This is a genomic window from Streptococcus sanguinis (assembly GCF_050220005.1).
Taxonomy (GTDB): Bacteria; Bacillota; Bacilli; order Lactobacillales; family Streptococcaceae; genus Streptococcus; species Streptococcus sanguinis_Z.
This window is the reverse complement of record NZ_CP071413.1, coordinates 2,012,234-2,027,307: the sequence shown is the minus strand read 5'-3', so window position 1 is coordinate 2,027,307 and position 15,074 is coordinate 2,012,234. Positions and strand designations below refer to the sequence as shown.

Genomic DNA, 15,074 nt, shown 5'->3' with positions numbered 1-15,074 from the left:
ACATCTATTCATCTGATAAGAGGGATTTTATCATCCAGATATTCATAGCTGGGTGGCCGGCAGCGTTAGAAAGTGGTTGTTGCAGTGATGTAAAACCATAGTGTTGATAGACGGCCACGGCCGTAGCCAGTTCAGTAGTGGTTTCTAGATAAAGCTGTTCATAACCTGCTAGGCGGGCTTCTTGGAATATCTGCTTTATCAGCCGACTGGAATAACCTTTGCCACGACTGTTTTTAGTGACATACAGTTTTTGTAATTCAGCAATTTTATCAGACACAGGTGCAAAGCCACCGCAGCCAACGAGATGACCTTCGTCTTCCAGAACAAAGTAAGCTGCCCTCTCTTGATGTTGATAATAGTCGGCCAAATGATCTAGATGAGAATCAAAGTAGACAGTTCCTGGTTTGTCAAGCCCGAATTCTTCTAGGCTGGCTCGAATGAGCTGCGCTACAGCTGGATTGTCTCTCACTTCCATTGGCCGTAAGTTCATGATTTGTCCTCCGATAGGATGTATCGACTAGTTAAACAATACCTTGGGCAATCATAGCGTTGGCTACGTTTTCGAAAGCAGCAATGTTAGCACCAGCTAGGTAGTCTTTGCCAAGTCCGTAAGTTTCAGCGGTAGTCTTAGCTGTGTTGAAGATGTTTGTCATGATGTCCTTGAGGCGGCCGTCAACTTCTTCGCGAGTCCATGACAGACGAAGGCTGTTTTGGCTCATTTCCAATGCGGATACAGCTACACCACCAGCGTTGGCAGCTTTGGCAGGTCCGTAGAAGATACCATTTTCTTTGTAAACAGCGATAGCATCCAGGTCGCTAGGCATGTTGGCACCTTCAGATACACAGATAACACCTTGAGCAACCAAGCGTTTAGCGGCTTCGCCATTGATTTCATTTTGAGTCGCACATGGCAGAGCAATATCATAGTTACCAGCGTAAGACCATACAGAACCTTCATGGTATGTAGCAGTTGGTTTCTCAGCTGCATATTCAGTCAAACGAGCACGGCGTTTTTCTTTAACATCAACCAAAAGATCAAAGTCAATACCATTTTCATCGATGACATAACCGTTTGAGTCAGAAACAGAGATAACAGTTGCTCCCAGCTCAGTTGCTTTTTGAAGAGCGTATTGGGCTACGTTACCAGAACCGGAAATAACCACCTTCTTGCCAGCAAAGCTTTGGCCGTTAGCCTTGAGCATTTCTTCTGTGTAGTAAACCAAGCCATAGCCTGTTGCTTCTGGACGGATCAAGCTGCCGCCAAATCCAAGAGGTTTACCAGTCAAGACACCAGCGTCGAATTGGTTAAGACGTTTGTATTGGCCATAGAGGTAGCCGATTTCACGTCCGCCGACACCGATATCACCAGCTGGAACGTCAAGAGATGGGCCGATGTGTTTTTGCAATTCTGTCATAAAGCTTTGGCAGAAGCGCATCACTTCAGCATCAGTCTTACCTTTGGGATCAAAGTCGGAACCACCCTTACCGCCGCCGATTGGCAGGCCGGTCAAGACATTTTTGAAGATTTGCTCAAAGCCGAGGAATTTCAAGATGCCTTGGTTTACAGTTGGGTGGAAACGAAGGCCGCCTTTATAAGGACCAACTGCTGAGTTAAATTGTACGCGGTAACCACGGTTGACTTGTACGTTACCTTCGCGGTCAACCCAAGGAACACGGAAGCTGATTACACGCTCAGGCTCAGTAATACGCGCTAGGATGTTTTCTTCGATGTATTCTGGATGTTTTTCAAAAACGGGCTCCAGAGTATTGAGAAACTCTTCAACAGCTTGGAGGAATTCTGCCTCGTGTCCGTTGCGGGCTTTTACGGTCTCGAAAGTGCTTTGGATATATTCTTTAGCAGTTGTCATCTGTCATTCTCCTTTAAATAAAATAGTAAACCATCCTGTCAAAAGCTACTTGTAGCTTGTGTGACGAGGATGTGTTTAAATTTTTAAAACAGGCATCTTTTAGATGTCATATTTTATTACATGGAACATTATAGCAGACTTTTTTTCTCTTGTAAAGAAAAAAGTTGAATTTTCTAAAAATTTCCACAATTTATTTTCTGAAATATTCCAGAAAATAGCTGAGCGAACTGGATGTTTTCCGAACGTTAGTCAGGAATTGCTGGTTTAAAAAACGAAAAAGCGGGTTTTGGTGATATAATAGAGGAAATGAGCTAAAGGCACTCGCCTTCAGAAAAAAGGAGCGTTTAATATGGTTTCGATATCTACACAGATTGCTGGTTTTGCATTTGACAACTGCCTAATGAATGCAGCTGGGGTTGCCTGCATGACAAAAGAGGAACTGGCAGAAGTCAAAGATTCTGCTGCGGGAACATTTGTGACCAAGACAGCGACGCTGGAATTTCGTCAGGGAAACCCAGAACCGCGCTATCAGGATGTTCCGCTGGGGTCTATCAACTCCATGGGCCTGCCCAACAATGGTTTGGACTACTATCTTGACTACCTGCTGGAACTCCAGAAAAGCGAACCAAATCGAACTTTCTTCCTCTCTTTGGTCGGTATGTCACCAGAAGAAACCCACACCATTCTTCAGAAAGTGCAGGCAAGTGACTTTAAAGGCATTACTGAGCTCAATCTCTCCTGCCCCAATGTCCCTGGCAAGCCGCAGATTGCCTATGACTTTGAAACGACGGAAAAGATTTTGTCAGAGGTTTTTGCTTATTTTACCAAGCCGTTGGGTATTAAGCTGCCTCCTTATTTTGATATCGTGCATTTTGATCAGGCTGCTGCGATTTTTAACAAATATCCGCTCAAGTTTGTCAATTGTGTAAACTCTATCGGAAACGGCCTTTATATAGAAGATGAGTCAGTGGTCATTCGTCCGAAAAATGGTTTTGGAGGTATCGGAGGTCAGTACATCAAGCCGACCGCTCTGGCCAATGTCCATGCTTTTTACCAACGCCTGAAACCAGAAATCCAAATCATCGGAACTGGAGGTGTCCTGACTGGCCGCGATGCCTTTGAGCATATCCTCTGTGGAGCTAGTATGGTGCAGGTAGGAACAACCCTTCATAAAGAAGGAGTGGCAGCCTTCAAGCGCATCGCTGCAGAACTCAAGGCTATTATGGAAGAAAAAGGCTATGAGAGCTTAGAAGATTTTCGAGGAAAATTGAAGTATATTGAGGAGTAATCTTCTATAAAAAGATTTAATGTAAGTGTTGTTGTGATTTGAAATGAAGAACATGGCTGGGTTGATTGTCATTAAGACCCAGCTTTTTCATATCAATTTGAAGAAAGTTCTAATCAAATTGCTATAATTTCAACTTCTTTTATGAGAAAATAGACGCAAAGAAATGAGGTGATTTTATGGCAGAAATTTATTTAGCAGGCGGATGCTTCTGGGGCTTGGAAGAGTACTTCTCCCGCATTGAGGGTGTAGAGGAAACGACAGTGGGATACGCTAATGGACAGGTGGAATCAACTAACTACCAGCTGATTCACCAGACGGACCATGCAGAAACGGTTCATCTAATCTATGACGAAAAGCGAGTCAGCCTGCGGGAAATCCTGCTCTATTATTTCCGAGTTATTGATCCTCTGTCGGTCAATAAGCAGGGAAATGATGTGGGTCGTCAGTATCGGACGGGCGTTTACTATACCAATCAAGCCGATAAGAACGTCATTGAGCAGGTCTTTGCTGAACAGGAAAAGCAGCTGGGACAAAAGATTGCTGTTGAGCTAGAGCATTTGCGCCACTATGTCCTAGCTGAAGACTATCATCAGGATTATCTCAAGAAAAATCCTGGTGGCTACTGCCACATCAATGTCAATGACGCCTATCAGCCCTTGGTCGATCCTGGTCAGTACGAGAAGCCTACTGATGAGGAACTGAAAGAGCAGCTGACGGAAGAGCAGTACCAGGTGACACAGCTTAGTGCAACAGAGCGTCCTTTCCATAATGCCTACAATGCCACTTTTGAAGAAGGAATTTATGTAGATGTGACGACTGGTGAGCCCCTCTTTTTTGCTGGTGACAAGTTTGAGTCTGGCTGCGGCTGGCCTAGCTTTAGCCGGCCTATTGCCAGAGAAGTTCTGCGATATTATGAAGACAAGAGTCATGGCATGGAGCGGATCGAAGTGCGCAGTCGTTCTGGAAATGCTCATCTAGGCCATGTCTTCACAGACGGTCCAGAAGCAGCAGGCGGCTTGCGCTACTGCATCAACTCAGCGGCTCTGCGATTTATTCCAAAAGAAAAAATGGAAGCAGAAGGATACGGCTATCTGCTAACCTTCATGCAATAAAAGGGCATAAAATCAACGCAAATGCTTCAATCCGTTATATAAATTTTTTATCACGGCGATAAATTATTTATATAAGCCAAGTCTTCTTTAACATGGTAAAATGAGAAGTAATCTTATAAAATAGAAGATTTAGAATTTTATCCATCAAAGGAGAATAAATGATGAATTTGAAAAAAATCTTTTCAGTAGGCTTAGTCGGCCTTGTAGCCTTGGGTTTGGCAGCTTGCGGAGGTTCTTCTAGTAAGGAGAGCAAATCAGCAGGCGGACCTGTAACCATCAAGGTTGGGGTAATGAGCCTGAGTGATACAGAAGAAGCGCGCTGGAACAAGGTTCAAGAGATTCTTGACAAAGAAAATGCAGGCGTTAAATTAGAGTATACGCAGTTTACCGACTACTCTCAGCCTAACCAAGCTCTGCTTGACGGTGATGTGGATATCAACGCTTTCCAACATTACAACTTCCTTGAAAACTGGAATAAAGAGAAGGGAGCAGACCTTGTGTCTGTTGCGGATACTTATATCGCACCTATTCGTCTCTACTCTGGTACAAAGGACGGCAAAAATAAATATACAGATGTGAAAGACATCCCAGAAAATGGTACAATTGCCGTTCCAAATGATGCGACAAATGAGAGCCGTGCTCTTTATCTTCTTGAATCAGCTGGCTTGATCAAGCTTGATGTTAAAGGTAAGGAACTTGCGACTGTTGCCAACATCAAAGAAAACAAGAAGAATCTGACAATTTCTGAGTTGGATGCTTCTCAAACACCAGCTTCTCTGACTTCAGCAGATGCTGCAGTTGTCAATAATACTTTCGTCCGCGAAGCAGGTATTGACTACAAGAAGGCCCTCTTCAAAGAAGAAGCCAATGAAAACTCAAAACAATGGTATAATCTGATCGCAGCGAAAGCAGATTGGAAGAAATCAGACAAGGCTGACGCAATTGAAAAAATTATCAAGGCTTACCACACTGATGAAGTAAAAAAAGTTATCGAAGAATCATCAGATGGTATGGATCAGCCAGTGTGGTAATTTTTAACTTGCAGAAGGTCATTGTATTGAATAAATGAAATGATTAAGAAGGGCGGAGATTAGCTTCTCCAGCCCTTTATCTGCTATTATGGTCATTTAGTTTGATCATTATCTAGCTTTGAGCTAGGTTGGTACAGATTGCAGCACGCAACTTATCACTGTCTTTGGTCAAGTGACAGGCGGAAATCAAACTAAAAGGCTACAGAGGATAAATCACATATTGGACAAATCAAGGAGTGAATCGGAAATTATGGGCAAAGAAATTATCAAATTAGATCACATTGATGTCGTTTTTAATCAAAAAAAGCAAGACATTAAGGCCGTAGAAGATGTGACCATTCATATTAATCAGGGAGATATATATGGAATTGTAGGCTATTCTGGTGCCGGGAAATCTACTCTGGTTCGTGTCATTAACTTGCTGCAGGTGCCGTCTGCCGGTAAGATTACGGTGGATGATACGGTTTTCTATGATCATCATCAGGTTCAGCTTACTGCGGCTCAGCTACGTCAAAAGCGTAAGGATATTGGGATGATTTTCCAGCATTTTAACCTCATGGCACAGATGACAGCCAAGGAAAATGTTGCCTTTGCGCTCAAGCATTCTCCTTTATCAGCTGCTGAAAAAGAGAAAAAAGTTCATACTCTTTTGGATTTGGTAGGCTTAGCGGATCGTGCAGATAATTATCCTGCTCAGTTGTCTGGCGGTCAGAAGCAGCGGGTGGCCATTGCACGGGCCTTGGCCAATGATCCCAAAATCCTAATCTCGGATGAGTCTACATCTGCTCTGGATCCTAAGACCACCAAGCAGATTTTGGCTCTATTGCAGGATTTGAATCAAAAATTGGGTCTGACTATTGTCCTCATTACCCACGAAATGCAGATTGTCAAGGACATTGCTAACCGGGTAGCAGTCATGCAGAATGGTCAGCTGATTGAGGAAGGATCAGTTCTGAATATTTTCTCTAATCCCAAGAATGAGCTGACTCAAGACTTCATTACGACCGCAACGGGTATCAATGAGGCCATGATCAAAATCAACCAGCAAAAGATTGTGCAAAACCTGCCGGAAAATTCCATTCTGGCCCACCTGAAATACTCAGGTGTGGTAACGGACACAGCCATTATAAACGACATTTACAAGCAGTATCACATATCTGCCAATATTCTTCACGCCAATATTGAGATTTTAGATCATGTACCGGTCGGAGAAATGGTCGTTATCTTATCTGGAGAGACCAAGCAACTGGCGGCGGTGCAGGAAAGTCTGCGCGAAGCAGGAGTAGAGCTGCATGTTCTGAAAGAAGGGAGTAACTAATGCTACAGCTGATTCAACAATTTATGCCCAATGTTTATAGAATGGGCTGGTCTGGGCAGGCTGGCTGGGGAACAGCTATTTACCTGACTCTGTATATGACTATCATTCCTTTCTTTATCGGAGGGATTCTAGGCTTTATCGCAGGTCTCTTGCTTGTCTTGACAGGGCCGAGAGGTATTTTGGAAAATAGACTTGTCTTTTTCGTCTTGGACAAAGTTACCTCTATCTTCCGGGCGATTCCTTTCATCATTCTCCTAGCCCTCATCAATCCTTTTACTCGGATTATTGTGGGAACTGGGATTGGACCGACTGCGGCCTTGGTGCCTCTTTCTCTGGCTGTTTTTCCTTTCTTTGCCCGTCAGGTTCAGGTGGTCCTATCCGAACTAGACCGAGGAGTCATTGAGGCGGCGCAGGCTAGTGGAGCAACTTTCTGGGACATTGTCGGTGTTTACCTGCGGGAAGGTCTGCCGGACTTGATTCGGGTGACGACTGTTACGCTGATCTCTCTGGTTGGTGAGACCGCTATGGCAGGGGCGATTGGTGCCGGTGGACTGGGAAATGTTGCCCTGACTTATGGTTATCAGCGTTTCAACCATGATGTGACCATTCTTGCGACCATTCTTATTTTGCTGCTCATCTTCTTTATTCAGTTTGTTGGGGATTTCCTGACACGGAAGATTAGTCATAGATAATGATTGACAACTAGGGCCTCAGCTGGGGCTCTTTTTAATGCCATAATTTTATAAAAAAACTTGCGCAATTAGATTAGGCTTGTTATAATAGCTAAAATCTCTTGAAGCCAAGTATTGGGAAAGTGAGGATATGGCGGATGAAAGCTTATACAAATGTCAATCTGGTGACCTGTGACAGCCAATTTCATGTTTACCGGGAAGGGCTATTGGTGGTTGAGGACGACCGCATTGCCTACTGTGGTCCCTATGATGAAAGCTGGCTAGGGAAATGTAGTGAAACAGTGGATTATGAAGGTACTTGGATCATGCCAGGGCTGGTCAACTGTCATACTCACTCGGCCATGACCTTGCTGCGCGGGATTCGTGATGACAGCAATCTTCATGAATGGCTGGAGGACTATATCTGGCCAGCAGAAAGTCGATTCACAGCAGATTTAACGACCCAGGCTGTCCAGCTGGCTCTGGCTGAAATGCTGCTGTCAGGAACAACAACTTTTAACGACATGTATAATCCTCAGGGAGTGGATATTGACCGGATTTATCAGGCTGTGCGGCAGTCCAGTATGCGATGCTATTTCTCACCGACACTCTTTAGCTCAGAGGTAGAAACGGCAGAAGAGACTCTGGCTCGTACTCGGGCCATTATTGAGAAAATCCTTTCCTATAATGATGAAGATTTTCAGGTCATGGTGGCGCCTCATTCGCCTTATGCCTGTGACGAAGAACTGCTCAAGGGCAGTCTTGAGCTAGCGCGTGAACTGGATTTGAAGCTTCATATCCATGTAGCGGAGACACAGGATGAAAATAAAATCATACTGGAGCGCTATGGCAAACGGCCTCTGGCTTTCTTGAAAGGCCTAGGCTACTTGGAGCAGTCAGGTATTTTTGCTCATGGGGTTGAGCTGAATACGTCAGAGATTGCGGATTTGGCGGCTTCACCAGTCAGCATCGCCCACAATCCTATCAGCAACCTCAAGCTGGCTTCCGGGGTAGCTCCGGTGACGGATTTATTAGCCGCTGGGGTGACCGTTGGCTTAGCGACAGACTCTGTCGCTTCCAATAATAATCTGGATATGTTTGAAGAAGGTCGGACAGCTGCTCTCCTTCAGAAGATGCGGGCAGGAGATGCGACCCAGTTTACGATTGATCAGTCCTTGAAAGCTTTGACTATTGAAGGAGCCAAGGCGTTGGGATTGGATAACAAAATCGGTAGTCTGGAAGCGGGCAAGCAAGCCGATTTCATTGTCATTCAACCTAAGGGAAGACTTCATCTCTATCCTTTTGGAAATATGCTGTCGCACCTAGTGTACGCAGTCAAAGGCAGTGATGTTCAGGATGTCTACATTGCTGGGCAGCAGGTCGTCCGAGACGGCCAAGTGCTGACCGTTGATGTAGGGAGTTTTGTGTAAGAATGAAAGCTGAGTTTCAGCTCGGCAATCAGCTATTAGAATTGAAAAAATAGATAATGAAGCAGGAGAATGGTGGAAGCATGCCGCAATTTGGAGATTGTAGCACGCTTCTCCCCGCTCCTGTTTTTTGCTTTTCTTTTCTTTTGGCGGTAAAAATAGTACAATATAGTAAATGTTGATGCACTATTATCAAGTAAGAAAAAGCGGAGAGATGTGATGGATAAAAAATTTCTTTGGGAGAAGATTCAGACTTTTTTTCAGAAACTTTGGAAAAAGATATCTGATTTTGCTGCGGAGCATACTCTCCTGACAGATGCTTACCATGCTTGGCGGGATTGGTTTAAGGAACTTCCATTTCCTCGTCCCAAAATCTTTCAAAAACAGCTTAGTAATCGCCAGTTTGTCGGAGTGCTTTTGACCGTAGTAGGGCTGTCAGCCAGCTTAATCCTCTTGTCAGAACATTTGCAGGATTTTACCTTACTGTCTCCTAGTAAGAAAGAGCAGCAGTCAGGTTCTTCTCAGAATCAGACGGTTCGTATCATGGCGACTGGGGATTTGCTTTATCACGATGGCCTTTATCTGAGTGCTCAGAAAGAAGATGGAACTTATGATTTTTCTGAGAATTTCCAATATGCTAAGGAATGGCTTCGGCAGGGAGATTTGGTCTTAGGGGACTTTGAGGGCACGATTCGGCCAGACTATCCCTTGAATGGCTATCCGCTTTTTAATGCTCCAGAAGCCGTAGTTCCAGCAATCAAGGATGCTGGCTATCAGGTGATGGACCTGGCCCATAACCATATTTTAGACTCTGGCTTGGAGGGAGTTTTCACTACAGCTCAGGCTTTTGAAAAAGAGGGAATCACTCCCATTGGTGTTTATCCGCATGAAAGCCGCAGTCAGGCACCGCTCTTGATAAAGGAAGTCAAAGGCATTAAGATTGCACTGCTGGCTTACTCCTATGGTTATAATGGCATGGAAGGGCTGCTCAGTCAGGAAGACTATGACAATCGTCTGTCCGATCTGGATGAAGAAAAGATGCGAGCCGAGATTGAGCGGGCAGAAAAGGAAGCGGACATCACGGTTGTTATGCCTCAGATGGGGGTAGAGTACCAGCTGGAGCCGACAGAAGAGCAGATGACCCTCTACCATAAAATGGTTGACTGGGGAGCAGATATCGTCTTTGGAGGGCATCCGCATGTGGTTCAGCCGGCGGAGATTGTAGAGAAAGATGGTCAGAAGAAGCTGATTATGTATTCTATGGGGAATTTCATTTCCAATCAGCGCATCGAAACCATGGAGGAGATTGAAAATGCTCATTGGACCGAGCGCGGAGTGCTGATGGATGTTACCATTGAAAAGACAACAAAGGGCACACAGATAAAAAGTGCCCAGGCTCATCCGAGCTGGGTCAGCCGAGTGGAAAAAGGCACTACTTCGGCAGACGGTCTACCTTTATACACTTACCAGACCTGGATTTTGGACGACTTTGTCGAAGGTGGCAAGTATCGAGACAAACTGGATCAAGAAACCAGAGCACGGATTGATACCGCCTATCAGGAAATGAATTCTCATGTTGGACTGAATTGGCCGGGGCAATAAATTGCTTGAATATGATTTTAGCCAGATTGGATTTACCAATCTGGTTTTTGCTGTTTTGAAATTTAAGATTTTGTTATAATTAAAAAGGATTATAGAACTGTTAATGAATGGAACTGACCGTTTTCGAGCTTGTCTATTATTTTGACTTATTTGATTGGAAAGAAAATGAAATGCATTTTGGTTTGTGGCTACTTTTGTATCTTATACCTATGTTTATCTTGTTTTTGTTGCTGGTGTGCTCCTTGGTCTTGTTGATTTTCTGCCTGTTTCTGAGAAGAAATCTCTTCAAGGAAAAGCAGGGGCGCAATTTGCTGCTAGCTATCTTTTGGCTGGGGCTCTTCAATCTTCTGCTGAACTTGCTAGTATAGAAATGATGAGTTCGTAAGGAGAACGATTGAAACACTGACGTCTTAGCTGACTTATATGTAAAAACATACTATTATTTCTGTCTTTCTTGTGAAATTAGCATAAAAAAACGAATACCCTCCAGCTTATTTTGATTAACAGGTATTCGTTTTTTATTTTCTATTTAGAGCTTCATTTCTTCCGATACTGGCTTGGTGTCATTTGGTAGTATTTTTTAAACTGGCGGTTAAAGTTGGACAGGTTATTAAAGCCTGCTTGGCTGGAGATTTCCAGTACAGAAAGGTTGGAGTGTTGCAGTAGTTCGGCTGCTTTGCGTAGGCGGAATTGGATCAAGTACTCAATGCAGGAAACGCCCAGATGCTTCTTGAAGAAGTTCATGAAATGGGTGGAACTGTAGCCGCAAATGCCGGCCAATTGGTCAATATTCAGGTCTTCTTGGTAATGGGCATTGATGTAGTCAATGATGGAGCGAATCTTTTCTTCCTTGCGATAGCCTTCTGGTGACAGGTCTTTGGAAATGACATAGCCGTTCTCAAAGAGCAGGTAGAAGAGCTGGTTGAGCTGGGCTTTGAGCTGAAATTCGTAGTGAGATTTGCGGAAATAGCCTGTTTCCATAGCTGCTAAGAGGCACTGGCGAATCTCGGCATAGGCTGTATCCGTAGGCTTGATAACATGAGTCAAGTCCAACTGGCCATTGTAGAGGGGCTGCAGATAGTTGATGCTGGCCTGATCCATGGCAGAATAGCCCATCAGATCCAGATGGAAATTAATAGCGTCCATATAATGGCGCTCGTCGTTGATGGGGTGGATGGAGTGCAGGGCATTGGGGCGAATCAGGATAATATCACCTTTTTCGCTGTTAAAGTAGTCGTCGTCAATATGAAATTGTGCTTTTCCTTCGTGGACATAAATCATTTCAACATCGGTATGCCAGTGGAAAAGAATATCTGGATGACCATTCTCAGTGATGGTGCGGGTCAGAGAATAAGGGGTTCCTTGGTTTTTAAAAACGGTATTTTTATGTAGTTGGCCTAAATCAATCATGGGGACACTCTTTCATAGAATAGTACAATTTATTAAGATAATTGTGTTAGAAAATATGTTTGACAACTATTATAATATAAATACAAAAAAAACGAAAGTGAGAAAATGCAAATGGGTAAATTTCCGCAGAATTTCCTCTGGGGCGGTGCAACTGCAGCCAACCAGTATGAAGGTGCCTATAATCTAGATGGAAAAGGCCTGTCTGTTCAGGATGTGACTCCAAAAGGCGGAGTGCCAGCCAAGCCAGGTGACCGCAATCCTTTGATTACCGAGGGACCGACAGCAGATAATCTCAAGCTGGAAGGGATTGATTTCTACCATCGTTACAAGGAGGACATCGCCCTCTTTGCAGAGATGGGCTTCAAGGTCTACCGAACTTCCATTGCCTGGTCTCGGATTTTCCCAAATGGAGACGAGCAGGAGCCCAATGAAGCTGGTCTGCAATTCTATGACAATCTTTTTGATGAACTGGCCAAATATGGCATTGAGCCGCTGATTACCCTGTCTCACTATGAAACGCCCCTTCATTTAGCGCGTCAGTACAATGGCTGGGCCAACCGCAATTTGATTGGCTTCTACGAGCGCTATGTTCGCACGGTTTTTATCCGCTATAAGGACAAGGTCAAGTATTGGCTGACCTTTAATGAAATCAACTCTGTTCTCCATGCGCCCTTTATGAGTGGGGGCATTGCCACGCCAGCTGAAGAGTTGTCCAAACAAGACCTCTATCAAGCGGTCCATCATGAGCTGGTAGCTTCTGCTTTGGCAACGAAGATTGGTCATGAGATTAATCCTGATTTTAAGATTGGCTGTATGGTTCTCACCATGCCGGCCTATCCCATGACACCTAAACCTGAAGATGTGCTGGCAGCACGAGAATTTGAAAATCAAAACTATCTCTTCTCTGATATCCATGCGCGTGGAAAATATCCAGCCTATATCAATCGTTTCTTCAAGGAGAATGGGATTGAGATTCAGTTTGCGCCGGGAGACAAAGAGCTTTTGGCTGAAAATACTGTAGACTTTATTTCCTTCTCCTACTATATGAGTGTAGTTGCGGCCCATGATCCGGAAAATTATTCTTCCGGCCGAGGCAATCTTTTAGGTGGTATTATGAATCCTCATCTGGCTAGTTCAGAATGGGGCTGGCAGATTGACCCAGTTGGCCTGCGTTTGGTATTGAATAGCTTTTATGACCGCTATCAGCTGCCTCTCTTCATCGTGGAAAATGGTCTCGGTGCCAAGGATGTCTTGGTGGATGGTCCAAATGGCCCAACGGTTGAAGATGACTACCGCATTGATTATCTCAAACAGCATTTGCAGCAGGTAGGAGAAGCGCTGGAAGATGGCGTAGAATTGCTAGGTTACACGACTTGGGGCTGTATTGATCTAGTCTCAGCCAGCACGGCAGAACTTAGCAAACGTTATGGCTTTATCTACGTTGACCGCAACGATGACGGTAGCGGAACTCTAGCCCGCTACAAGAAAAAATCTTTTGATTGGTACAAAGAAGTCATTGCGACGAATGGAGACAGTCTCTATCAGGATTGAATGACTTAAACAAAATGGCTCCTTATAAAAAAAGGATGAATCAAAAGATTCATCCTTTTTTATATACTTTTATTTCTTCCAGCTTTCGACTTCTTTCTGGTGGTTTTTGATCCACTCTTTGGCTGCAGCTTCTGGTGAGCTGCCTTCGTTAATCTTAAGCATGACTTCTTCCATGTCCTTTTGAGTCCAGTTGAAGTTGTCTAGGACCTTATTGACTTCTGGTAAGTCCTTTTCTAGATTTTTCCGAGTCATAGTGTGGATAGCTTCCTTACCGCCCATGGTTCCCTTAGGATCCTTGAGGTATTTGAGGTCGTATTTGGAGAACATCCAGTGTGGTGACCAGCCGGTTACGATAATATCTTCTTTATTCTTAATAGCCTGATCCAGAGCAGTGGTCATGGCTCCAGTTGAGGAAGAAGAAAGATTCCAGCCACTGAGATTGCTGTATTCTTGCATAGTCTTCTCAGTCGCGGTCATGATACCAGCACCGGGCTCAATACCTGTGATGGTTTTCTTGGCTTGGTCTGACAGGTCTTCGATAGAGTCGGCATCCATATAACTTGGTACGACTAGCCCTGTCTTAACGCCCTCAAGGTTTGGCCCCAAGTCCACTAGCTTATCCTTGTACTCCTCATAGAGAGCAGCGTGGGTGGTCGGCAACCAGGCAGAAACCATGGCATCGGCTTCGCCATTAGAAACGGACTTCCACATAACGGCATTGTCCAGCGGTGTGATGGTGACATCGTAGCCCATTTCCTTGAGAGCTTCCGCTACGACATTGGTTGAGGCAACTTCGGAGTCCCATTCAACATAGGCAAGGTTGACCTTTTCTTTTTTGTTTTGCTGGAGCTTGGTTACTTGATTTCCGACAAAGGCTGTCAGGATAACAGCAGCCAGAGCAGACCAGAGCATAATCTTGTTGCGTTTTTCCTTAGTAGTGACCGGTGATTTTTTAGCCAGAGGTTGGTTGAGCTTCTGGGTCAGGCGGTCAATGATAATGGCCAGGATAACCAGAGACACCCCATTGACAAATCCGGAACCGATGTCGGCATGCTGCAAGGCAGAGAGAACGCCGCGGCCCAGTCCTGGCGCCCCAATCATAGAGGCAGTAACGACCATAGACAGAGCTAACATGATGGTCTGATTGACCCCAGCTAGGATGGTATTTTTAGCCAGAGGCAGCTCAACTTTGAAGAGCTTCTGCTTGCCAGTGCCCCCGAAGGAGTCTGACGCTTCAATCAGCTCGGTCGGAATCTGACGAATGGCTAGATTGGTAAAGCGGACAGTCGGTGGCAGGGCAAAGATGACAGAGGCAAAGACCCCAGGCACCATACCGATACCGAAGAAGGCCACGGCCGGTATCAGGTAGACAAAGGCCGGCATGGTCTGCATAAAGTCTAGCAAGGGCTTGATAACGGCTTCGACACGGTTGCTCTTAGCCATCCAAATCCCCAGTGGAATACCGATGATAATGGAAATGGCACTGGAGACGATGACCAAGGTCACAGTGTTCATGAGATTTTCCCAGAGGCCTTGGTTGTAAACAAAGAGCAGGCCTAGGAAGGTGAGCAGGGGCAGCCCCAGCTTACGCTTGGAAATCAAATAGGTAAAGATAGTGATGACTGCGATAAAGAGCAGGGGCGGAATGAAGAGCAGGGTGTCTGTCATCCCATTCATGATGGCATTTCCGATAGCCTGAAGGACCGAGAAAAGCCCGGAGAAGGTATCAGTTACCCAGTTAGTAAAGGCCTCAACCCATTGAGAAACGGGGATTGGCTGTTGTAAAATATTCAAAA

13 protein-coding genes are annotated in these 15,074 nt (G+C 44.8%); 9 read left to right on the top strand and 4 right to left on the bottom strand.

Annotated features, from left to right (window positions below):
- Positions 1-4: 4 nt before the first annotated feature.
- Positions 5-490 (bottom strand): GNAT family N-acetyltransferase, encoded by a 486-nt coding sequence (locus tag J1C86_RS09900; protein WP_125408774.1) that lies wholly within the window; start codon positions 488-490, stop codon positions 5-7.
- A 31-nt stretch (positions 491-521) separates the two neighbouring features.
- A complete protein-coding gene (gene gdhA / locus J1C86_RS09895; protein ID WP_125408775.1) occupies positions 522-1,868 on the bottom strand; it encodes an NADP-specific glutamate dehydrogenase in 1,347 nt (448 codons plus the stop codon).
- A 349-nt stretch (positions 1,869-2,217) separates the two neighbouring features.
- Here gdhA and J1C86_RS09890 point away from each other — a divergent pair, with 349 nt between their 5' ends.
- From J1C86_RS09890 to J1C86_RS09855, 8 genes are all read left to right on the top strand, one after another.
- Positions 2,218-3,156, top strand: a complete 939-nt coding sequence (locus J1C86_RS09890) for a dihydroorotate oxidase (RefSeq protein ID WP_125408776.1) — start codon at positions 2,218-2,220, stop codon at positions 3,154-3,156.
- A 176-nt stretch (positions 3,157-3,332) separates the two neighbouring features.
- A complete protein-coding gene (gene msrB, locus J1C86_RS09885; protein ID WP_125406085.1) occupies positions 3,333-4,268 on the top strand; it encodes a peptide-methionine (R)-S-oxide reductase MsrB in 936 nt (311 codons plus the stop codon).
- A 158-nt stretch (positions 4,269-4,426) separates the two neighbouring features.
- Complete coding sequence (locus J1C86_RS09880) at positions 4,427-5,299, top strand: MetQ/NlpA family ABC transporter substrate-binding protein (protein ID WP_125406082.1); 873 nt, start codon at positions 4,427-4,429, stop codon at positions 5,297-5,299.
- 250 nt (positions 5,300-5,549) lie between these two features.
- The gene (locus tag J1C86_RS09875) at positions 5,550-6,617 is read left to right on the top strand and encodes a methionine ABC transporter ATP-binding protein (RefSeq protein WP_125406079.1); all 1,068 of its coding nucleotides are present in this window, start codon (positions 5,550-5,552) and stop codon (positions 6,615-6,617) included.
- Positions 6,617-7,309, top strand: a complete 693-nt coding sequence (locus J1C86_RS09870) for a methionine ABC transporter permease (RefSeq protein WP_002898357.1) — start codon at positions 6,617-6,619, stop codon at positions 7,307-7,309. The genes J1C86_RS09875 and J1C86_RS09870 overlap by 1 nt, the downstream gene beginning before the upstream one ends.
- Before the next feature lie 137 nt (positions 7,310-7,446).
- Positions 7,447-8,718: a TRZ/ATZ family protein gene (locus J1C86_RS09865; RefSeq protein ID WP_125408777.1), complete on the top strand. Its 1,272-nt coding sequence runs from the start codon at positions 7,447-7,449 to the stop codon at positions 8,716-8,718.
- 216 nt (positions 8,719-8,934) lie between these two features.
- The gene (locus J1C86_RS09860) at positions 8,935-10,317 is read left to right on the top strand and encodes a CapA family protein (protein ID WP_004188757.1); all 1,383 of its coding nucleotides are present in this window, start codon (positions 8,935-8,937) and stop codon (positions 10,315-10,317) included.
- A gap of 184 nt (positions 10,318-10,501) precedes the next feature.
- Positions 10,502-10,702 (top strand): RhtB family transporter, encoded by a 201-nt coding sequence (locus J1C86_RS09855; protein WP_125336376.1) that lies wholly within the window; start codon positions 10,502-10,504, stop codon positions 10,700-10,702.
- Positions 10,703-10,854: 152 nt separating this feature from the next.
- Here J1C86_RS09855 and J1C86_RS09850 read toward each other — a convergent pair whose 3' ends face one another.
- Positions 10,855-11,727 (bottom strand): AraC family transcriptional regulator, encoded by an 873-nt coding sequence (locus J1C86_RS09850; RefSeq protein WP_002896563.1) that lies wholly within the window; start codon positions 11,725-11,727, stop codon positions 10,855-10,857.
- A 105-nt stretch (positions 11,728-11,832) separates the two neighbouring features.
- Here J1C86_RS09850 and J1C86_RS09845 point away from each other — a divergent pair, with 105 nt between their 5' ends.
- The gene (locus J1C86_RS09845; protein ID WP_312022652.1) at positions 11,833-13,278 is read left to right on the top strand and encodes a glycoside hydrolase family 1 protein; all 1,446 of its coding nucleotides are present in this window, start codon (positions 11,833-11,835) and stop codon (positions 13,276-13,278) included.
- 69 nt (positions 13,279-13,347) lie between these two features.
- Here J1C86_RS09845 and J1C86_RS09840 read toward each other — a convergent pair whose 3' ends face one another.
- Positions 13,348-15,072 (bottom strand): ABC transporter permease/substrate binding protein, encoded by a 1,725-nt coding sequence (locus J1C86_RS09840; RefSeq protein WP_002907277.1) that lies wholly within the window; start codon positions 15,070-15,072, stop codon positions 13,348-13,350.
- Positions 15,073-15,074 lie beyond the last annotated feature (2 nt).

Bases quoted from the DNA above. Each gene is read 5' to 3' on its own strand.
- J1C86_RS09900 (WP_125408774.1), bottom strand. From the start codon at position 490: ATGAACTTACGGCCAATGGAAGTGAGAGACAATCCAGCTGTAGCGCAG.
- gdhA (WP_125408775.1), bottom strand. From the start codon at position 1,868: ATGACAACTGCTAAAGAATATATCCAAAGCACTTTCGAGACCGTAAAA.
- J1C86_RS09890 (WP_125408776.1), top strand. From the start codon at position 2,218: ATGGTTTCGATATCTACACAGATTGCTGGTTTTGCATTTGACAACTGC.
- msrB (WP_125406085.1), top strand. From the start codon at position 3,333: ATGGCAGAAATTTATTTAGCAGGCGGATGCTTCTGGGGCTTGGAAGAG.
- J1C86_RS09880 (WP_125406082.1), top strand. From the start codon at position 4,427: ATGATGAATTTGAAAAAAATCTTTTCAGTAGGCTTAGTCGGCCTTGTA.
- J1C86_RS09875 (WP_125406079.1), top strand. From the start codon at position 5,550: ATGGGCAAAGAAATTATCAAATTAGATCACATTGATGTCGTTTTTAAT.
- J1C86_RS09870 (WP_002898357.1), top strand. From the start codon at position 6,617: ATGCTACAGCTGATTCAACAATTTATGCCCAATGTTTATAGAATGGGC.
- J1C86_RS09865 (WP_125408777.1), top strand. From the start codon at position 7,447: ATGAAAGCTTATACAAATGTCAATCTGGTGACCTGTGACAGCCAATTT.
- J1C86_RS09860 (WP_004188757.1), top strand. From the start codon at position 8,935: ATGGATAAAAAATTTCTTTGGGAGAAGATTCAGACTTTTTTTCAGAAA.
- J1C86_RS09850 (WP_002896563.1), bottom strand. From the start codon at position 11,727: ATGATTGATTTAGGCCAACTACATAAAAATACCGTTTTTAAAAACCAA.
- J1C86_RS09845 (WP_312022652.1), top strand. From the start codon at position 11,833: ATGCAAATGGGTAAATTTCCGCAGAATTTCCTCTGGGGCGGTGCAACT.